Here is a 21,287-nt window from a genome sequence, read left to right as displayed (position 1 = left end):
GCCACCTCCCCAAAAAACCTGCCCCACACCACAAACCCCAATAAAATAAGGCCATTATGGTATTATTCTGTATACGTATGTATCAGGAGAGCGCTTTATCGCTTGAATTTTGTACGCTTTAATAATTCGTACAGTAATTAATCGTTCTCAAGCAAAGGAGCTAACCATGTTGAAAATTGTTAAATCCTCAATCGCCATTGCAACCACTGCGTTTCTGATCACACCCGCAGCCCATGCCGACATTAATTCGGCATTGCAGAACATCTGCACCATCGTGAAAACCGATGACAAAGGGCAACTGCGGAAGAAAATGCGTAAGGTTCAATCGGACTATCGCCTTAAGCTGCGTGATTATTACACCGGTATCACTTGTGGCGGCCAGAGCCTGATCCGTACCGCCATGCTGAACAACGCCGTGGAAACCGGGACATTAATGGTCAAGAAAATGCCACGTGGTGACCTGTCATCACCCGAGCATGACGGTAAAACGTTGCAAGCCTGGGCTGCTGAAAATGGTTTGTCGGACTCGCCGATCGCCAAAGAACTGGCTGATCGCATCTAGTTTCAACATGGTTGTGGGTAAGTCGGCCCACGCCCGCCAACTCGGCCTCATCTGAGGCCGTTGTTGGCAACCTTCAACCCCGCCCCAGCGAATAGCAAATAAGTCACCAACGGATCTCCTCTCCGGTCACTGTTCATCCAATGCCAACGGGCGTTGATTAATTTTGTGTTGGAAATACACCACATGAAACATAGAGGATAGCACCGGACTCAGCCCCCCATCGTCACCCCGCTGATTTTGCCATAGGCTTTGCAAGCCTTTACGCACCCGCAAAATCCACAGCATGTCGAGAAAAGACGATACGACATGTAAGGGTAAATGCGCCTGCAAAGCCGATAAGTCAGGATATACAACGACGGCCCAGCACAGTGAGGCCAATGACAAGCCGAACAAGGTCGTGACAGTCAACATAAACGGGATTGATATGCGATGCTCGGTGTGACGATTTGTCAGTACTGACAATCGATAAAGCATGTAGAACAGATAACATCCCATCGACAACACACACAGCAACGCAGTGATGTAGATTGGCGTGTATCCCGGGGCGCGACTTTTCAAGGTTTATGGCACGCTGGCCTTAACCAGACTGATCGTCTTGCTTGGGCAGACTGGCAGTGACTTGCGATACCAGCTCAGAGGCCGCAAGCCGGGCTTTTTCACTCAGGCGTGGATACTCTTCTTCCAGCATGGCGAGGACTGACAACGTTCCCCAATGATAGCCAGAGGTAAGTAGCAGGTAGGCGAAATCTGTGTGTGGCGGAGGTTCGTCCGCAACAGAGCTTTGCCCTCGTAGACGGTCAAGCTGCTGCTGGTAGCGCACCACATTGTCGAATCCATTGACGCTGAAAAACAGTGAATCATAGGCTTCGGTATTTTGATAAGCATGACTATAAACCAGCGCATCAAAGCGTGCCTGTTGCTCACTCATCAACTGTTCAAACGCCTGGGCGCCTAACAGTGCGTGGATGTTCACCCGTTGCAGGGGCTCAGGCGTTGGTGTTGACACGGTTTGCCATTCAATGGCGTCACTGTACAACACCCATTGCTCGCTGGCATGGGTGACTTTGTCACCACACAATTCTTCCTGGATACCGTCATCCAGGTCGTTCAGCAGCTTGACTTGTCTGGCATATCCGTGGGCGTAACTGGCACTGAACAGCCGATAGGCCAACTGAGCAACGTCACTCAGCGCCGCCTGCGCCTGTTCGCCGTCAAACATTTGCAGTTCTGCCGCCATATCCCGAATCGCACGTTCAAATTGCCCCCGACCCGCTTCATAGGACAGAGCCAGACGTTCTTGGGGAGATTCGACACCGCAGGCATGTACATGCAGGAGTTGATTCCAGGCGCGGCGATCACCGCCCCAAACCTGGATCATTGCCGGGTATAACTGGGCTTGCACGAAGGCTTCAGCGTCGAGAAACAATTCCGCCGGCTCAGGGCCGTTGGCAGGTTGAGCAGAAACACTCAGAGATAGCAGGGCAGCAGCTATACCGACACAGCGATGTTTAAACAATCTTGCGACCACGCCCCACCCGAAAACTGGTTAAAAAATGACGAGCCAGTTTACGTGTAACACTGGCCCGATTCAACACAATTATGGGCGCAACACCATTTTGCCCCGCACCTGTCGCTGCATGACTTTGTTCAGAGCCTGGGTCGACTGTTCCAGCGGCAATGCCTCATCCACCACCACCTTGACCTTGCCCTGCAGATACCAACCAAGCAGTTCCTGCATGTTAGCCGCAAAATCCTGTGGCTGATGTTGGGTAAATGAGCCCCAGAATACCCCTACCACCGAATAGCCTTTTACCAGCGCCAGGTTAACCGGGAATTCCGGAATTTCTCCGCCGGCAAATCCTACCACCAGCAGGCGTCCATTCCAGGCCATACTGCGTGAACAGGCATGGAATGTATCGCCCCCAACACATTCATACACCACGTCCACGCCCTTACCCTTGGTCGCCTCTTTTATCGCCGTTTTCAGATCCTGGTCGGTGTAATTGATCAGAATGTCTGCGCCGTTTTGCTTGGCAAGGGCCAGCTTCTCGTCGGTTGAACACACCGCAATTACCGTGGCGCCCATGGCTTTACCAATCTGCACAGCGGCTAACCCGGTCCCGCCGGCTGCACCGGTCACCAACAGGGTTTCGCCCGGTTGGATCTGCGCCCGCTGTTTAAGCGCATGGTGGGCAGTTGCATGGGCGGTAACCAACGCTGCCGCCTCCTCATCACTGATGGCATCCGGTAGCGGCAGCACATGGGTCGCTGGCACACTGACCTTTTCGGCGTAGCCGCCCAACATGCACAGTGCGATAACCCGCTGCCCCACCTGAACATGGGTAACGCCCTCGCCCACGGACGAAATCACGCCACTGACTTCGCCGCCTGGAATAAACGGGAAGTCCGGTTTCATCTGATACAAGCCCTGCACCAACAACCCGTCAGGGAAGTTGACCCCGCTGGCGGCAATGTCCACCACAACCTGTCCTTTGCCGGCGACCGGATCCGGCACCTCTTCGACCCGAAGATTCTCTACCGGGGCAAATTCATGACATACCACTGCTCGCATCATTGTTCTCCTGTCATCATAGGTTTAATCTTACCCGTCATTGGTTCAGCCCAGACGATCCGCCATAAGGTTCCGCCCCAGTTGCATCATGTGCACCTGATCAGGACCATCGGCCAGGCGGATGGTTCTGGCGTAGGCATAGGTCGCAGACAACACCGTGTCCTGGCTGGTGCCGGCGGCACCGTGAATTTGAATCGCCTGATCAATCACATTGCAGGCCATTTGTGGCGCCACGATTTTAATCGCGGCAATGATATCCCGGGCAACTTTGTTGCCGTGTTTGTCCATTTTGTCCGCCGCTTTGAGGGTCAGCAAACGGGCCTGTTCGATGTCGCAATACATGCGGGCTATCGACTCGCGTACCGATTGTTGCTTGGCCAACGGCACGCCGAAGGCAACCCGTTCGTTGGCACGATCACAGGCCATTTCAAGGGCCCGCTGCGCACAGCCGATCAAACGCATGCAATGGTGAATGCGACCGGGTCCGAGGCGCCCTTGCGCGATGGCAAAGCCTTCACCCTCGCCCACCAGCAAATTGCTGACCGGCACGCGCACATTTTCAAACAGGACCTCCGCGTGGCCCACAGGCTTGTCCAAAAAGCCCATTGCCTCCATTGGCCTGACAACGGTAACGCCGGGCGTATCCATCGGCACCAGAATCTGCGATTGCTGACGATGGCGCGGCGCCGAAGGGTCAGTTTTGCCCATCACAATCATGATCCTGCAGTTGCGGTTCATGGCACCGCTGGTGTACCACTTACGACCATTGATCACATAGTGTTCACCGTCCCGTTCAATGCGCGTTTCAATGTTGGTTGCATCACTGGAAGCAACGGCGGGCTCTGTCATCGCGAATGCTGAGCGGATTTGACCGTTTAGCAGCGGTTCCAGCCACTGCTGTTTGTGCTGCTCTGAACCATAGCGCGCCAGCACTTCCATATTCCCAGTGTCCGGCGCACTGCAATTAAACACTTCGCTGCTCCACAACACCCGTCCCATTTCTTCGCACAATGGGGCATATTCCAGGTTGGTTAACCCGGCGCCGTAAGGCTTGTATTCCTCGGGAAGGAACAGATTCCACAATCCCGCATCCCGCGCCGCCTGTTTGAGGGTTTCCATCAGCGTTGGGGTTTGCCAGGGATCGCTACTGTCCTGTAACGCCTGGTGGTAGGTTTGTTCGTTAGGGTAAATGTGGGCTTGCATAAAGCCTTTCAGGGCTTCGAGCCGTTGTTGTGTTGCGGCACTGTATTCAAAATCCATGGCGTTCTCCAGGGTGGACAAACCGAGCCGGTGTCGTCCGGTAAAACCGTATCAAACAGCATGGAAGCATCTTAGACATTCCACAACTATAAGTGGAATTAATTGTAATAATAGATTTTCATTAGTATTAAAAATGGCTATACCACTCACCCTCATCAACCGACATTTATCATTATTTTTCAATATGTTAGGAAACTACCAGCCGTAGTGATGAAGCCACTCGCAGATTAACAGGCCATTAACATTGAATTTACTTTTAGCCCCAAACCCTTTAGGTTTCTATTGGTACGATGAGTTAAAAATACATCAGAAAAACAATCACGTACTGACACATGCCGGTCATAACTGTCGCACAGAATGACCCAACAGGATAACAATAAGAGAACACGCCATGATCAAGTCGAGTCCCCGTACCCTACGCCCTTCCCTGCTGGCGGCGACCATCGCGCTGAGCTTTGCCGCAGCGGTACCCCAAGGGTTGGCCCAACAAGCCGATGACGCGCAAGCCCCCGACAGCAAACCTGCCAAAGAAGGCCTTGAAACCATCGTAATCACCGCCCAGAAGCGCGCCCAAAACCTGCAGGAAGTGCCGGTTGCAGTCACCGCGTTTACCGGTGATGAAATGAGCGAGTCGGTAATTAAAGATATCTACGATTTGCAGACCAATGTGCCCGGCCTCGGTGCGTTCCAGAGCCAGAGCGCTACCAATTCCAGTTTCTCAATTCGCGGCGTCGGCACGTCATCACAGAACTTTGGTCTGGAATCTTCTGTCGGTCTGTACGTTGACGGGGTGTATCGTGCACGCCAGAACTCAATGATCAACAATCTGGTCGATGTCGAAGCCGTTGAAGTACTGCGCGGCCCGCAAGGCACATTGTTCGGCAAAAATACGCCATCCGGTGCGGTACTGATACGTACCGTAAAACCCAGCCATGACGGCGACGACAGTTTCGTTGAAGCAACGGTTGGCAACTATGGCCTGTTGAATTTATCCGGCGCCACGTCTTTTTCAGCGATTGAAGATGTACTGGCCTTTCGGGTAACCGCGTTTAGCAGTCAGCGCGACGGCATCATCAGCGATGTAACTTTCGGCGATGATGTGATCAACGATCGTGACCGTTGGGGCGCCCGCCTGCAGGCGTTGTATACGCCCAACGACGATCTCACGCTACGTGTGATTGCCGACTATGCCGAAATCGATGAAATCTGTTGCGGTGCACCGGTGCAGGTCAGTAACTTCATGGCCCGTGAAATCCCTGGAAAATTTGGGTCCGATGCGTTCCTGGCAGGCCCTCCCTTTAACGCCACGGTATTGAACGGTGGTGATGACTTCTTCGACCGGGTGACTGCGGTATCGTTTCTGCCTGAATCACGCATGAAGGATCGCGGTCTGTCGGCTGAGCTGACCTATGACATCAATGACAACTACACCCTGGTATCGATTTCAGCGCTGCGTAAGTTCGATTCCTACGACACCATCGACAGTGACTTCACCCAGGCGGAGCTGTTCGGAACCACCAATGATGCCTCGCAGGAATCCTTTTCCCAGGAACTGCGCATCGACTACACCAGTGAAAACCTGAATGCCATCATCGGTGCCTACTATTTCACCCAGGATCTGGATCTGGACTACAGCCTGTTCACCGACACCTATTTCAACGAATTCTACCTTGCCAACTTCCAGGGCGCATTGGATGATTTGTTCAATGGAATCAACGGCCTCAGTGCTGCTACCGGTGGCCTGATTGCACCGGTTGCCGATGCAGCACCGGCCGGCACGGGTTTCGATCATCGCGCCGAACAGGAACATAAGAGCTACGCCATTTTTGGCCAGTTTGACTATCAGCTCAATGATCAATGGACACTCACGGCGGGATTGCGTTACACCGATGAAGACAAAGAGCTGAGCACGGTATTTGAAGAAAACCTGCCTGGCGGCACACCCTTCCCGACCTTCTTCAACAGTATCGGCGACCCGACGGTGCCTGAAAGCATTGTCCCCGGTACCCTGATCTATGGCGCAGGTGTGGCAGGCGCTGTTCTGCAAGGTATCGCGCTGGGTCAGATAGACATCATGACGCCGGAAGGTCAGCAAGCCTTGCAGGCGCTGGTGCCCTTCCAAACGCCGGGCTGGGGATTCCAGGCGCTGGGTGCCACCACCGCCACTCGCCCGGATATCAACGCAACACTGCCGGATGATCAAATCACCGGCACGTTGAAACTCAGCTACCAACCGGACAACAACACCTTATGGTACGCCTCCGTCGGCACAGGCTATAAATCCGGTGGTACCAATACCGACCGTATCGCAAACGGGTTTGAACCCATTTTCGATGCTGAAACCTCAACCTCCTATGAACTGGGTCTGAAGAAAGACTTCCCGGAACAAGACGTGCGGGTCAACTTTGCCGCCCATCACACCACGGTTGATGACTTCCAGGCCAATACCTTTACCGGTAACGGTTTCAACCTGCAAAACGCCGGTGACTATGAGATCAATGGTTTCGAACTGGAAACCGTGTGGTTACCCACCGACAACCTTGAAGTGAAGTTGAGCTATGCCCTGGTAGATGCAGAGTATAAGCGTTTCGAGCGAGGCAACTGCTGGGTTGCCTACACATGGCACACCGGGATCGTGGATCCTGGTCAGGAAAGCACCGATCCGGCCAATCCTAACCCTTACTGTAACCGCTCCGGTGATCGCCCCGGCGGTGAGCCGAAGAACTACGCCGTACTGAGTGTTAAACAGCATTTCGAGCTGAGCGACGACATTTACGCGTACGTGTTGGCGGAATACAGTCACACCGGTGAAGTCATACTGGATGGCAGTAATGATCCTTACGCGGTTCAGGACTCCTATAACGTGCTTAACCTGCGCTTCTACATGAACTTCTCGGATTATGACACCGACGTGATCCTGTGGGGTCGCAATGTCACGGATGAGGACTACATCAACCGTACCAACTTCAATACCCCCATCCAGGAGGGCAAGATGAACGCCTATGTTGCCGAGCCTGCAACCTTCGGCATTACGGTGAAAAAGCGCTTTTAAACCCTGCTAACGTAAAAAAGCCAGTCTCTAGACTGGCTTTTTTTTGCGCTGAATTACGGCTTGAACACCACCACATGTTCCAGGTCCACCCGGATCCCAAACCGGGCATCCACCGGGTGATCATGGTGGCTGGGCGCCAGACACAACACCCGGGTCTGATCATCCAGTGCCAGTTCATATTGGATATGGGCACCACGAAAGGCTCGCCGCACGACCCTCGCCTGATAAGGGCTGTGGTCATCATGTACGATATCATCAGGACGGATCAAAACCCGCACAGGGCCTTGCTCTTCATGAGGATGGGCCAGTCGGAATGTGCCCAGCACCGTATTGACCGAACCACCCTGGGCACTGCCCGGGATAAACACGCCCTGACCGACAAAGTTAGCCACAAACGCCGTGGCGGGTCGGTGGTACAACTCATAAGCTGTGGCCCACTGCTGCAATTGTCCCTGATGCATGACACCGATGTGATCAGCAAAGGCAAACGCTTCCTGTTGATCATGGGTAACCAGCAACGCCGTAATACCGGCGTCTTTGATCAGCTGCCTGACCTCTCGCGCCAGCGAGTCCCTTAACCCGGCATCCAGGCTGGAAAAAGGCTCATCCAGCAGCAGCACATCCGGTGATGTGGCCAGTGCACGGGCCAGTGCGACCCGTTGCTGTTGTCCGCCGGAAAGGGCGTGAGGATAAGCTTCTGCATAGGCTTGCAAGCCCACCATTGCCAGTTGACGTTGGGCAATGGCAATGCGCTCTTGCTCAGCCATTGCCTGCAATCCAAACGTTACATTCTGCAGGCAGGTCAGATGGGGAAACAAGGCAAAGTCCTGAAACACCATTGCTACCCGGCGATGCTCCGGCGCAATGTGGGTTGTACCGTGACTCACTACCCGCTGATTGAGGACTATTCGGCCAGAGGTTAAGGATTCAAAGCCAGCAATACCGCGCAGCAAGGTGGATTTACCGCTGCCTGATGACCCCAGCAAACAGCCGATGCTGCCTCTGGGCAGTGTAAAACTGACGTCCTCTACCACCGTGTTGTTATTGTAGGCCAGGCAGACCTGCTCCAGCTCCAGCATATCAACGATTCTCCTTGGATGGCTTCATTGCCCGGGTTAACAGTACGACAGGAACTAATCCCACTAATACGATCGTCAAAGCCGGCAGTGCAGCCTGGGTCAGACGCTCATCAGAGGCCAGTTCATAGGCCTTCACCGCCAGGGTATTAAAATTAAACGGGCGCAGGATCAGGGTGGCAGGCAGCTCTTTGAGTACATCCACAAACACCAACAGTAAGGCGGCCAATACACTGTTGCGCAACAACGGTAAGTGGATCCTGCGCAGCACCGACAACGGACCATGACCGAGGGAACGGGCCGCTCTGTCCATGTCCGGCGTGATACGATTTAAGCCGGTGTCAACATTGTGGAACGCCACGGTAATAAAACGCACGGTATACACCAATATCAGCGCAAACAGCGTACCGGATAATACCAAGCCCACAGTATCGCCGGTGACATAACGCCAGATGTGATTGATGCCCCGATCCGCCATGCCCAATGGCAACAAGGCGCCAACGGCCAACACGGTGCCGGGCAACGCATACCCTAACACGGTCAGTTGCAGTTGCGCCCGATACACCTTGGTCGCGAACAGTCGCCGTCCGTAGGCCAATGCCAGCGCCAGAGTGACAATCAGCATCGCACTGGCCAGGGCCAGCATGACGCTGTTCAACGCCAGCGTTGTAAAGTCCTGCCATTGCCATTGTTGATGGGACTGCCACACCCAACTGGCCAGTTGTACGGCGGGGATCAGAAAGCCAACTGCGGGTAACAATGCACACAGACAGGCAACCCCAACCCCTCGCCAGCCCGACAATACCAGCGGTGCCACTTTGCGCCCGGTGGCGCGACTCTGATAGACGGTCAGGTGACGTCGGGAATGACGCTCCCACAGCAGCAGCAATAACACGAACACACCGAGCAGCGACGACAGTTGCGCTGCCCCCCAGGTATTGCCCATCCCAAACCAGGTGCGAAAAATACCGGTAGTAAAGGTGTTGAGGCCAAAGTATTGAACAGTGCCGTAGTCAGCAAAGGCTTCCATCATGGCCAGCGCTGTACCCGCCAGCAACGCCGGTCGGGCCAGAGGGACGGTTACCCGCCAGAAGGTCTGCCACTGGGATAAACCCAGACTGCGGCTTACCTCAGCAAGGGAGGCGGCCTGATCGGCAAACGCGTTGCGGGCCAGCAGGTAAACATAGGGATACAGCACCAGTGACAGCATGATGACTGCACCGCTGAGAGAACGTATATCCGGGAACCAATAACCGCCCAGCTGCCAACCGGTAAGATTTCGCAATGCCGCTTGCACAGGCCCTGCGACATCCAACATGCCTGTATAGGTATAGGCAATAATGTACGCTGGCATGGCCAGCGGTAACAGCAATAACCACGACAACACGCCGTGGCCAACAAACCGGTAGCGGGCAATACACCAGGCAGCCGCACCACCCAACGTGAGGCTACCGATCCCTACCCCAAAGCCCAGCAACAGTGTGGTACTGATGTAGTCCCACAACACATGTTCACTGAGGTGTTGCCAAAGCGACCATTGAGGAACTGCCCAACTGAGCAGCAATGTCACAAACGGCAGGCACAGTACGACGCACAGCAGCTGCAGCAGCAGCCGCCATGGATTTAACCTAACAAGGGCACGCGAAGGCGTGCTAGACAACGGGGCTTATCTCCAACCGGCCTTGTCCATCAAGGTAACCGCCTGAGCGTTGCGCTCTCCTACCTCTGGCAAGGCAATCTCTTCGCCTTTGAAGGTGCCAAAAGACTGCAGTACATCACTCCACTCGACGCCCTCGCGCACCGGGTATTCGTGATTGGCGGTGGCATACCAGGCCTGACTGTTTTCGGTCAGCATAAAGGCCAGCAGTTGATGGGCCAGCGCTGCATTGGGTGCGTGTTTCAGCACCGTGGCACCCGACACGTTAATGTGTGCACCACGATCCTGTTGGTTTGGCCACAGGACCTTGACCTGCTGGGCCAGTTCACGGGCAGTACTGTCGCTACTCGTCAGCATACCGGCGAGGTAATAGGTATTGGCAATTGCCACATCACACTGCCCTGCAGCAACCGCCTTAATTTGGTCCCGATCGCCGCCTTTGGGGTCACGGGCAAAATTACTCACCAGCCCTTTGGCCCACTGCAACGTCTGCTGTTCACCCACCTGGCTTAGCATTGCCGCCACCAGTGATTGATTGTAGATATTGTTGGATGAACGCACACAGACCCGTCCTTTCCATTCAGGCTTGGCCAAATCTTCCATGCGCGACAATGCTGCCGGATCAACCCGATCTGCAGCATACATGATTGGCCGGGCGCGCAATGTCAGGCTCACCCAGTGGCCTTGTTCATCGCGCAGATTGGCGGGTACAACCGCTGCCACTTCGGGGATATCTGTGGCCTGGGTCAAGCCCAGCGCTTTGGCGCGCACCAGACGGCCAACATCGGTGGTCAGCAGCAAATCAGCGGGGCTGAACTCCCCTTCATTCTGAATACGGCTCAACAACGCATCCGCTTTACCGGTGACAAGATTGACCTTAATGCCGGTCTGGGCGGAAAACTCGTCCAACAGCGGTTTTATCAATGCTTCTTTGCGGGCTGAATAGACATTGACCTCTTGTGCCAGCACGGAATGAGTGACTAACATCAACAGCAACAGCGCGTATTTCATGATTACTCCATCGATTCAATCGTCAGGCGCAGAGCTTACTTCAAACGCAAATCGTTCTCAATTGCTTTTCGACGCTTCAAACATCAAATAATGGGTCTCTTCCATCCCCAGTGCCTGATAGGTGCGCTGTGCGGTGAGATTGTCCTTTTCAACGTACAGGCGGTAGCCACAGACGTTTGGTTGATCCTCTGACAGGGTCTGCACTTCACGATAAAGCGCTGAGTAGATGCCCTTGCGGCGATGTTCTGGCACGATGTAGACACTCTGCACCCACCAGAATGTGCCATTGCGCCAATCACTCCATTCGAACGTTACCATCAGACTGCCAACGATCTCCCCCGCCACTTCAGCGACCAAATAGAAACCTTTATCCTGACTGTCCAACACCGCCCTGACGCCCGCGGTCAGGCAGGCATTATCAAGCTGCTTATTTTCCGTTTCCAGGGCCATGGCCTGATTGAATTGAACAAGAGCGTTAAGATCGGCTGAGACAGCCTTGCGAATGTGCATCGGTTTTTCCCGTCAGTCTTGAAAATGTATAAAAGGTGTGTGCGGTTTATACCCTGAAGATCACAGTGGCACAACGACCGCCGTGGGAATATTCGAGGGATTGACAGATTTCCCGGATCAGTGGCACCCCCCGACCAAAGGTCTGGCTGTCGGATTGGGCATGTAATGATTGCCAGTCAAACCCGTCTCCGCTGTCAAACACCACCAGTCGCAGCTCCCGTGCGTCTGGGTTGAAAATGACATCGATGGTTACCTGCCCGACTACCAGCTCCTCAAGCCGTTGCATCCGCTGCTCAAAGTAGGCAAAAAAACCGTCGGTGGTTTGCTTTAACCCCGACGACAGTTTTAACACACCGTGGTCCAGTGCATTGTTAAACAGTTCGCTGAGTACTGTGGAGAGATCTGAACGAATCCGTTCCATCCCCAGTTGACTAACGACCATGCGCACAATGTCCTGGATCGGATCGATCGATTTTAGTTCGCGGGCGTTAAGCACCACCGAGACCTGAAAAGGCGTAACTGCCGATTGTTGCTCGCGCCTCAGGCCCTCAATCGGGGCCAACGGGATGGACAACAAGGTGATGTCATCCTGCTGCTCTGCTTCACCACGGAAAGACTCCAGTCGCTCAGATAGCGCTTGTACCGACAGGTCCGGCTGACGTGACAACCATCCAATCAGCGCTTCCTCACCAAGCATCCTGTCAGCCTGATTGACCGACTCGACCACACCGTCGGAATAGCCCAGCAAACGGTCACCGGTCTGCGCTTCACAAAAACTGACATCATCGGCAAACTCACTGACCGACAAAATTCCCAACGCCATATGCTGCGACTCAAACCGGCGTTTTACCCGACCGCTTGGTTCTATCAGCAGCACATCCGGCATCCCGCCATTCCACAGGGTTATCTGGTTACCCTGTTGATTGATTTCCAGGATCACCGCGGCGAAAAACATGTCATCAGGCAGCAATGGCAGCAGCGTGTGGTTAATGGTACTGGCCATTTCGCCGACCGGCACACCTTTTGACGCCATGGCCTGAAATGCTCTAGCCACCGGCAACGCGCCGATTGCCGATGCCAGACCATGACCGGTAAAATCGCCCATCAGCACGTAGAGTCCGCCACTGGGACTCGGTTCGGCCAGCAACAAATCGCCATTGAAGCTGCTGGCCGGTGCCAGTCGGTAATCGATAAAACGGGTCACCGTCGGATCAAGGCTTAACGCGTTGGCAAATATGTGCTCAACAATGGCATGTTCCCGTTCCACGCCATTGCGAAAATACGTCAGCTCACGGTTCTGCTCTGTGGCTTTCCGACTCAATTGCCGGGTGCGGGCGTGGGCGCGTATCTTGGCGGTGAGTATGGTTTTATCGAAGGGTTTCGACACAAAATCATCACCACCGGCTTCCAGACAACGGGCCAGACTTTCCTGATCGTCCAAAGCGGTGATAAAAATGATTGGCAGATACAGATCACCGGCCAATTCTTTTAATTGGGGTGCCACGTCCAGACCGCTGATGTCGGGCATTACAACATCGAGCAGCACGAGGTCTGGGTCAATACGCTGCGCCAACTGGATGGCTTCCCGCCCCGATTCAGCTTCGTAACAATCGGTATAGCCGGTTTCCTCCAACATGTGCAGCAGCAGGAAACGGTTCAGCGGTTCATCGTCAACGATCAGTATGCGCACGGCGACGCGACCTCAGGAAATAGAGAATTTTTTATCGAAGCGGGAGATTTTGAGGATTTTTGCCACTTGAGGACGGCAATGGCTGATGGCAAAGTTACTGACCTTCCCTTGCAGGCTCTTTTGCATATTGAGTAACATGCCGAGCGCCGAGCTGTCCATGTATTCGGTATTGGCAAGGTCAACGGTTATGGTTTTCACCGAAGCTGGCAAGTCGCCGTAGCTTTGTCGAAAGTCCTGCACTTTACCAAAATCGAATTTTTCATCCATGAAAATGGTCAGGTGCGACTGGTCATCGTTGTAGCGGGTTTCCAAACTCATTGATACGTTCCTCGTCGGCCTTTGTTCGCTTCTATAATGTGGCACAGTGGGTAAATTTCGCAAATTATACTTTTGCCTGAAACAGACAACGCGCAGATCCCGCTGAAAGGCTTTTATGTCTGCATTTTTTTTGTCTACAATCAGCATTCTTGGACACAACAAAAGAAGTATTATGTCTGACAATCCCCTGGTATTCAGTACCGATGGCGGGCGGATAAAGCCCACAACACCGCAAGCGCAAGCGCCTGAAACAGACGGTATCGTTCGTATTCGTCGAGAAACCAAAGGCCGTAAAGGCAAAGGTGTCACCACCATTTCCGGCGTTCCACTGCAAGGCGAGGAATTAAAAGCACTGGCCAAAGCCCTGAAGCAACGTTGTGGGACCGGTGGTGCATTGAAACAAAATATCATCGAAATTCAAGGTGACCATCGCGAGGTCATTAAAGACGCGCTGGAACAACGCGGCTACACCGTCAAACTGGCAGGCGGCTAATTCACATCTGACAAAAAGGTCCTCGACATGGAACACATTGCCCTCAGTGAACTGAACATATTGTTGGTAGAACCCTCGGACACGCAACGTAAAATCATTTCATCGTTGTTGATCAAAGAAAACGTCGGTGAAATCGATGCGGTATCCACCATTGCGGAAGCGAAAAGTGCGCTGCGCTCCCATTCCTCTGATCTGGTGGTCAGTGCCATGTATTTCGAAGACGGCACCGGCCTGGATCTGCTGCAAACGATGAAAGAATCGGAAGAAACCGACAGTATTCCTTTTATGTTGGTGTCGAGCGAAAACCGCGTATCAAAGCTGGAAGAGTTCAAGCAAGCCGGTGTTGCAGCAATCCTGCCCAAGCCGTTTAAGCCGGTCCACCTTTCCCGCGCCCTGCGGGCGTCATTGGATCTGATCAATACTGAAGAGCTGGAGCTCGAATTGTTTGATATCCAGGATGTGCGTGTCTTGTTGGTGGATGACAGTCGTCTGGCGCGCAACCACATTCGTCGGGTGCTCGAAGGCATGGGACTGAAAAAAATTCAGGAAGCGGAGAACGGCGCCATGGCGCTGACGTTCATCAAAGACAACACCTACGATTTGGTGGTAACCGATTACAACATGCCGGAAATGGACGGCCGAGAACTGTCTGAATTCATCCGCTTTAACCCTGAAACGGCGCACATTCCGATCATCATGGTGACGTCTGAATCAACCGACAGCCTGCACATGGCCAATATTCAGCAAACCGGGGTCAATGCCCTGTGCGACAAACCGTTTGAAGCGTCCGAAGTGCGAAAAATGCTGGCGGCGTTACTCGGTGAATGAGCCGAAGTGCACAAAAGCGTTGACACCTCCGGTGCAAATGACTAGATTCGAGGCATGAACATGAATATCGCACGCTTCTTTGGCTTTTTTACCTCACCCTGACGGGAGGTAAATGCGTGCGTGAACAAGAATCGCAGAAACCTCCCAACCGGGAGGTTTTTTTTTGCTTTTTTCAACCGACAACTGATGGAAAACAACGATGGCTGTACAGGAACTGGATACGCTACGGGATCAAATTACCGCCCTTGATGGTCAATTACTGGGGTTGCTGGCACAGCGGCAACAATTGACCAATGCTGTGGCAGAAACCAAAATTAAACACCACATTCCGGTCCGGGATCAGCAACGGGAAGAACAGTTGCTGGTGCGTCTGCTTAAGCAAGGGGTTGAGCACGGCCTCGATCCCCACTACATCACCCAGCTGTATCACGTGATCATCGAAGACTCTGTACTTAATCAGCAAGCCCTACTGGCCGAACGTGCCAACCCGGACAGCAGTGCGCCACTGAACCGTGTGGCCTTTTTGGGTGACAAAGGCTCTTACAGCTATCTGGCCACCCAACGGTATTTCTCCCGTCGACCCGGTGAGTTGTTGGAGATAGGTTGCCAGAGTTTCGCCGACATTGTGCACAAAGTGGAGTCCAGTGAAGCCGACTACGCGGTGCTGCCAATCGAAAACACCAGCTCCGGCAGTATCAACGAAGTCTATGATCAGTTGCAGCACACCCGCCTTTCCATCATCGGTGAGCTCACCCACCCGATCAAACATGCGTTGCTAGTGGCGGTAGATACCGATATCTCGTCGTTGAAGACCCTTTACGCCCACCCACAGGTATTCGCCCAATGTAGCCACTTCCTGGCCGATCTGGGTAATATTGAGGTGAAGCCTTGCGACAGTACATCTGCAGCGATGCTGAAGGTAAATGAGCTGAATTCACCCCATGTTGCAGCGATTGGCAGCGAAGCAGGCGGTCAGCTCTATGGCCTGAAAGCCATCAAATCCAACCTCGCCAACCAGAAAGAAAATCACAGCCGCTTTATCGTGGTGGCCCGCAACCGGGTCAACGTGCCATTGCAGGTACCGGCCAAAACCACCTTGGTGATGTCGACGGTGCAAAAGCCTGGTGCGTTGGTGGAAGCCTTGTTGGTACTGAAAAACAATAATATCAACATGACCAAGCTGGAGTCCCGCCCGATCACCGGCAACCCCTGGGAAGAAATGTTTTATCTGGATGTAGAAGGCAATATCCAGGACGGCCCCATGCAGCATGCCCTGGAAGAGCTTAAAGCCACCACTCGGTACTTTAAGGTACTGGGTTGCTACCCCAGCGAAGAAGTGGCACCGACCAAGGTCGCCGCAGTGGATGCGTTATCTACCCCGCAATAACCCACAATGGGGCTGTCACAGCCCCTAGACTTTAAAGCGGGCGACCAATTCCTGGGTACGGGATGCAATCCGTGACAATTCATTCGACGAGGCGCTGGTCTGACTGGCGCCCTGTTGGGCATCAGTCGCTAACTCATTGATATTATTTACGTTCTCTAACACCGATGCACTGGTAGTATTTTGTTGTTCCGAGGCGGCCGCAACCGTTTCAGCCATTTCCAGTACCACTTTAAGGTTGGCTTCCAGCTCGTTCATCGCCGTATTGACCAGATCCACCAGATGAATCCCCCCATCGGCGGCCCGCGATGCACGCTCCATCCGTTCGACTGATCGCTCTGACGACTTAACCATCCCATCCACAATGCGCGAGATCTCCACAGTACTTTCCTGTGAGCGGGTCGCCAGGGCCCGTACTTCGTCGGCCACCACCGAGAATCCACGTCCGGCTTCCCCCGCCCTGGCCGCTTCAATGGCCGCATTCAGCGCCAACAGGTTGGTCTGATCTGCCAGGCTGGTGATCACATTCAGTGCCGAGGTTATTTGTTCCACTTCAGATTTGAGGCTTGAAATCACCGTGCTCGAGTCGCCAATCAACTGCACCAGCAATTTGATGTTCTGGGCCGCCATGCCTGCCCGCTCCATGTTTTCATGCAGGCTTTTCTGGGCATTCAATGAATGGTCGCGGGTGTCGACCATCGAACGGGACACTTCATTAATGGAGGCAGAAAACTGCTCCATTGCGGTCGCCACCATTGCGGTCTGATCGCGCTGCTGGGTGGCGGTGTTTTCAGACTGCAGGGTGATGGCACTCAGCTCTTCGGCACTGGATGCCAGTGTATCCGCATCGCTTTTCACCATACTGATGATGTCGCGCACCTGGCCAATAAACTGGTTAAAGGCATGGCTGATGCGGTTGATTTCGGGGATCTTGGACGCTTCCAACTGCACTGTCAGATCGCCTTCGCCTTGCGCCAATGCCTCGCACATCTCGCCGAGCCTGTCCAGCGGTTGCGTTAGTAGCCTTGCCAGCCACAACACGACAACAACGGCGATGGTTAATAACACAATGGTTTCCAATAACGCGGAGACAAATAATTCACGACTGAGGGCCTCAGCAGGCGCCAGCGCTTCACTGACATCAATCTCTGCCAGCAAAGCAAATCGATGTTTTCCCAACGAGATTGGAGAATAGGCTGAATAAACTTCTACGTCGCGGTAGTCTTTGACCAGCATAAAGCCGCTGTTGCCTTCCAGCGCACGGCGCGATGACTCTGACCGAACCGGTTGAATGCCGACGGAGGTATTCCGCTCATCGATACGCTTGGCTTCGGCCGGGTATTTGCCCCGAATCGCGGCCAGATAATTGGCTTTGTCTTCGACAAAAAAACGGCTTTCACTGAGCAGTACACTGTCTTCATCGACCAGGTAAGTTTCCCCAGACGCGCCGTAGCCTTTTTCCTGCCATTTGTTGCTGTGGGTCATGATGGCGCTGATGTGATCCATCGGCATCTGGAAGATCAGAATGGCGACCGTACGCCCATCGACCTGAATGGGCGATGCGGCGAACCCGGCCAGGGCATCATAGGAGGGCCGGTAATCTTCAAAGGAGCTGAACACCACGTCATCAGGGTTATTCAGTTGACGCGCCCGTTTGAAAGCTTCACCAATGCCGCTGCCAGCATACGGGCCGGTCACAATGTTGGTGGCAAAATCCAGTTCCTTGTACACGCTGTACACGATGTCGCCAGACTGGGCGTCGGCGATAAAAATGTCGTAATAACCAAACTCATTCAGAAAATGCTGTAATGAGGGATGATAGCGCTGATGGGCCTGGTCGTAGGCTGACCCATTGTTGAGCGCCACCAGACCATCTTTGCCACCCAATGGAAAAGACGATGCGGCGATAAAGTCATGCTGTAATGCCAACGCCGCGTCCGAAAGCCTGGACAAAACCTGGGACGCTCCTTGTAGCGTCCTCGGATTGAGTGACGCATAGTGCTGGCTGAAATCGTTGTCATAATAGTCCGCCAAGCGGTTACGTTCCGCACTGGAGAGGGTTCCACGCTGGTTGGCATACTGCTGATAAGCCTGAACGAACGCTTGTGCTGCCTGTTGAGTATCCAGGCTGAAAGACTTGGAGCGCACCTGCTTTTCGATGGTGGCGAAATATTCCGAGAGGCTTTCAGAGGTTTGCACGTTCTGCACCAATAATCGCTCTCTGGCAGCATTTTCCAACGCTTCTGTCGACGCATCGACCGCCACATTCACCGAAACCACAGCCATCATCAGGATGGTAACCACAACCAATGAAATAACAGAGACTAGCAGGCGTAACTTCAATGACATGACTCGATTCCTTTTGCACAACAGCAACCGAGCATCAACGCCAGGCCGCAGTGCCATTAACTATTGGACAAGCCCGGCCATAGCGCAAATTATTGACCTTATTCGTTTTTAATCACGCGGTCATCGTCGGCCTTGAGCAAAAGCTGCTTGCTGCTGACCAGACATTCTTTGGCATACGGACCAAACCATTGGCCAATGCGGAAAAACTGTTTAACGAACGTCCCTTTATCACCGGCTTCCAGCAGTTCCAGGGCCTGATCAAAGCGATCCCTGAAGCGCTTCAACAACGCAATACTTTCGACATTGTTGAAAATTATGTCGGCGTACAACTCCGGATCCTGGGCGAACAAACGCCCCACCATCGCCAGCTCCAGTCGGTAGATCGGCGAACTGAACGCCACCAACTGTTGCAGGTCCGGGTTTTCACCGGCCAGGTGCGCACCGTACACAAAGCTGCTGAAATGGCGCATCACCTGGATAAACGCCATGGCGTCATCGTGTTGCTCGGCGGTGCTGGCGTGTAATACTGCCCCCCAGGAGCGCAACTGTTCAATTAGCCATTGGTAGGAATCTTGCTGCCGACCATGACACACCACCACCACCTGTTTGATCAGGCTTTGCACGTCTGGTCCGAACATCGGGTGAAGCCCTACAACCGGGCCTTTATGGGCATCCAACATGGCCTGTAGGGGGCGTGCTTTAGTACTGGTAATATCCGCTAATACGCAATCGGCAGGTAACTGGTTCAGTTTCGCGATCACCGCTTCGGTGACTTTGATCGGTACCGCCACGATGACCAGGCCTGCATCCTTGAAAATCTGATCGGCCAGCGGCCAGTCGTCCTGCTCCAGGATACTGACCTGATATCCACTGCGTTCGAACATATCGACAAAAATACGCCCCAGGGCACCGCCACCACCGATCACAACCACGGTGCCTACATCCGGTGCCAGGCAGTGATATTGTTGATGCTGGGTCTGGTAGCTTTCGCGCATGATACGGCGTAACAGATCTTCCACCAATGCAGGGGGCACGCCGAGGCTCTGGGCCTGTTGTCGGCGTGCTTTGATCAGGGCGGCTTCACGACTCGGCACGTAAATGGGCATGCCTTTACTCGCTTTGTATTCCCCGACTTGACGGGTCACCGCCGCCCGTTGCGCCAGCAGTTTAACCAGGGCACTGTCGAGCTCGTCGATCTGATCGCGCAGATCATCCAAATGATTGTCCGGACTGTTCACCCTTCTCTCCTTTGCGCGGCGCTGGAGACCTTGGCAACAAGCACTCCAGACCCGCTTAATTCACACGGTTCAGCTGGCGATATTCATTTTGCTCTGTCGCATCGGCAACACAGTAATGAGTTTTTCGCGCATGTGATCGACCAGCGCTTCGGTGGTGTCCCAATCAATACAGCCATCGGTGATCGACACACCCGGCAGCAACTCAGTAACCTTTTTGCCGTCACTGGGCTGATTACCGGCATTGAGGTGGCTTTCCAGCATCAGGCCAATTATCGACTGGTTACCTTCGAGAATTTGATTCACCACGTTTTTGGCCACCAGCGGCTGGCGACGATAATCCTTGCTGGAGTTGGCATGACTGCAGTCAACGACCAGACCGGCCGACAATCCCGCTGCAGCAAGTTGCTCTTCGCAGTCAGCCACACACACAGAATCATAGTTGGGCTGCTTGCCACCGCGCAAGATAATGTGCCCATCGGGATTGCCCTGGGTTTTAATGATACTGACCTGCCCCGACTTGTTGATGCCCATAAAACTGTGCCCGGAGGCCGCCGACTTGAGGGCATTGATAGCGATATCCAGTCCACCATCGGTGCCGTTTTTAAACCCGACCGGCATCGACAAGCCACTGGCCATTTCCCGGTGGGTCTGTGACTCGGAGGTACGTGCACCAATCGCCGACCAGCTGAACAGTTCGGCCAGGTATTGTGGCGAAATGGGATCCAGTGCTTCGGTAGCCACCGGCAACTCCAGCTCTGCCAGCCAGATCAGCAGCTCCCGGGCTTTACGCAAACCGGTTTCGATATCAAAGGTACCGTCCAGGTGGGGATCGTTGATCAGGCCCTTCCAGCCCACAGTCGTACGCGGCTTTTCAAAATACACCCGCATCACGATGTAAAGGGTATCTTTGCAGCCTTCGTGTAGTTCCTTGAGCTTCAGCGCATAAGCTTTGGCTGCCTCGATGTCGTGAATAGAACAGGGACCGCTGATCACGAGCAGTCGATGATCACGGCGATGGATGATATCCGCAATGATTTGCCGGGACGCCTGAATGGTTTTCAAGGCATGCTCACTGACCGGCAATTCTTTGGCCAGTTCATCCGGGGTGATCAACACCTGCTCGGACGAAATATGGATGTTGTTTAAGGGATCACGCAACATGGGGCACTCTCACAGTTAGGGCTAACAGGAAGAATAGAAGACTCAGAATGAAGTGCGTAGAACCTGATGGGTGGCTTCGTCGGGTACAGACTTGCCACTGTAAATTATTATTTACGCCTTATTTGA

The 21,287-nt window shown here is 53.7% G+C and carries 18 protein-coding genes; 5 read left to right on the top strand and 13 right to left on the bottom strand.

The features are described 5' to 3' along the window. The first annotated feature begins 166 nt into the window (after positions 1-166). Complete coding sequence (locus tag LJ739_RS03000; RefSeq protein ID WP_229157119.1) at positions 167-562, top strand: DUF3718 domain-containing protein; 396 nt, start codon at positions 167-169, stop codon at positions 560-562. Positions 563-688: 126 nt separating this feature from the next. Here the strand turns inward: LJ739_RS03000 and LJ739_RS02995 are convergent, their stop codons facing one another. The 4 genes from LJ739_RS02995 to LJ739_RS02980 form a co-directional block, all read right to left on the bottom strand. Further along, entirely contained in the window at positions 689-1,120 is a 432-nt protein-coding gene (locus LJ739_RS02995) for a hypothetical protein (protein ID WP_229157118.1), read from the bottom strand. 19 nt (positions 1,121-1,139) lie between these two features. Continuing rightward, positions 1,140-2,078 (bottom strand): hypothetical protein, encoded by a 939-nt coding sequence (locus LJ739_RS02990; RefSeq protein ID WP_229157117.1) that lies wholly within the window; start codon positions 2,076-2,078, stop codon positions 1,140-1,142. A gap of 81 nt (positions 2,079-2,159) precedes the next feature. Next, positions 2,160-3,134, bottom strand: a complete 975-nt coding sequence (locus LJ739_RS02985; RefSeq protein ID WP_229159385.1) for an NADPH:quinone oxidoreductase family protein — start codon at positions 3,132-3,134, stop codon at positions 2,160-2,162. 45 nt (positions 3,135-3,179) lie between these two features. Beyond that, positions 3,180-4,394, bottom strand: coding sequence for an acyl-CoA dehydrogenase family protein (locus LJ739_RS02980; RefSeq protein WP_229157116.1), 1,215 nt, complete (start codon positions 4,392-4,394; stop codon positions 3,180-3,182). 391 nt (positions 4,395-4,785) lie between these two features. Here LJ739_RS02980 and LJ739_RS02975 point away from each other — a divergent pair, with 391 nt between their 5' ends. Then, on the top strand, positions 4,786-7,446 hold the full coding sequence (locus LJ739_RS02975; protein WP_229157115.1) for a TonB-dependent receptor: 2,661 nt from the start codon (positions 4,786-4,788) through the stop codon (positions 7,444-7,446). Between the two features lie 53 nt (positions 7,447-7,499). Here the strand turns inward: LJ739_RS02975 and LJ739_RS02970 are convergent, their stop codons facing one another. The 6 genes from LJ739_RS02970 to LJ739_RS02945 are packed head-to-tail and all read right to left on the bottom strand — an operon-like array spanning position 7,500 to position 13,708. Continuing rightward, positions 7,500-8,525, bottom strand: a complete 1,026-nt coding sequence (locus tag LJ739_RS02970; protein ID WP_229157114.1) for an ABC transporter ATP-binding protein — start codon at positions 8,523-8,525, stop codon at positions 7,500-7,502. Between the two features lies 1 nt (position 8,526). After that, entirely contained in the window at positions 8,527-10,182 is a 1,656-nt protein-coding gene (locus LJ739_RS02965; protein ID WP_229157113.1) for an ABC transporter permease, read from the bottom strand. A gap of 6 nt (positions 10,183-10,188) precedes the next feature. After that, positions 10,189-11,190, bottom strand: a complete 1,002-nt coding sequence (locus tag LJ739_RS02960; RefSeq protein ID WP_229157112.1) for a Fe(3+) ABC transporter substrate-binding protein — start codon at positions 11,188-11,190, stop codon at positions 10,189-10,191. Between the two features lie 57 nt (positions 11,191-11,247). After that, the gene (locus LJ739_RS02955) at positions 11,248-11,700 is read right to left on the bottom strand and encodes a GNAT family N-acetyltransferase (protein ID WP_229157111.1); all 453 of its coding nucleotides are present in this window, start codon (positions 11,698-11,700) and stop codon (positions 11,248-11,250) included. A 46-nt stretch (positions 11,701-11,746) separates the two neighbouring features. Beyond that, entirely contained in the window at positions 11,747-13,390 is a 1,644-nt protein-coding gene (locus LJ739_RS02950; protein ID WP_229157110.1) for an ATP-binding SpoIIE family protein phosphatase, read from the bottom strand. A 12-nt stretch (positions 13,391-13,402) separates the two neighbouring features. Further along, entirely contained in the window at positions 13,403-13,708 is a 306-nt protein-coding gene (locus LJ739_RS02945) for an STAS domain-containing protein (protein WP_229157109.1), read from the bottom strand. A 172-nt stretch (positions 13,709-13,880) separates the two neighbouring features. Between LJ739_RS02945 and yciH the strand changes: the two genes are divergently transcribed. The 3 genes from yciH (at position 13,881) to pheA (ending at position 16,416) form a co-directional block, all read left to right on the top strand. After that, positions 13,881-14,201: a stress response translation initiation inhibitor YciH gene (gene yciH / locus LJ739_RS02940; protein ID WP_229157108.1), complete on the top strand. Its 321-nt coding sequence runs from the start codon at positions 13,881-13,883 to the stop codon at positions 14,199-14,201. A gap of 27 nt (positions 14,202-14,228) precedes the next feature. After that, positions 14,229-15,029, top strand: coding sequence for a response regulator (locus LJ739_RS02935; RefSeq protein WP_229157107.1), 801 nt, complete (start codon positions 14,229-14,231; stop codon positions 15,027-15,029). A 199-nt stretch (positions 15,030-15,228) separates the two neighbouring features. After that, positions 15,229-16,416: a prephenate dehydratase gene (gene pheA / locus LJ739_RS02930; protein ID WP_229157106.1), complete on the top strand. Its 1,188-nt coding sequence runs from the start codon at positions 15,229-15,231 to the stop codon at positions 16,414-16,416. Between the two features lie 24 nt (positions 16,417-16,440). Here the strand turns inward: pheA and LJ739_RS02925 are convergent, their stop codons facing one another. The 3 genes from LJ739_RS02925 to LJ739_RS02915 all read right to left on the bottom strand — a co-directional run bounded on the left by LJ739_RS02925 (position 16,441) and on the right by LJ739_RS02915 (position 21,161). Then, positions 16,441-18,762, bottom strand: a complete 2,322-nt coding sequence (locus LJ739_RS02925) for a methyl-accepting chemotaxis protein (RefSeq protein WP_229157105.1) — start codon at positions 18,760-18,762, stop codon at positions 16,441-16,443. 98 nt (positions 18,763-18,860) lie between these two features. After that, positions 18,861-20,000 (bottom strand): bifunctional chorismate mutase/prephenate dehydrogenase, encoded by a 1,140-nt coding sequence (tyrA, locus tag LJ739_RS02920; RefSeq protein ID WP_229157104.1) that lies wholly within the window; start codon positions 19,998-20,000, stop codon positions 18,861-18,863. A 69-nt stretch (positions 20,001-20,069) separates the two neighbouring features. Continuing rightward, positions 20,070-21,161: a 3-deoxy-7-phosphoheptulonate synthase gene (locus tag LJ739_RS02915; RefSeq protein WP_229157103.1), complete on the bottom strand. Its 1,092-nt coding sequence runs from the start codon at positions 21,159-21,161 to the stop codon at positions 20,070-20,072. Positions 21,162-21,287: the final 126 nt, after the last annotated feature.

The organism is Fluctibacter halophilus (genome assembly GCF_020687825.1).
In the GTDB taxonomy this organism is placed as follows: Bacteria; Pseudomonadota; Gammaproteobacteria; order Enterobacterales; family Alteromonadaceae; genus Fluctibacter; species Fluctibacter halophilus.
Note: the sequence above shows the minus strand (reverse complement) of the source record. Positions and strands in the feature narration are given on the sequence as shown.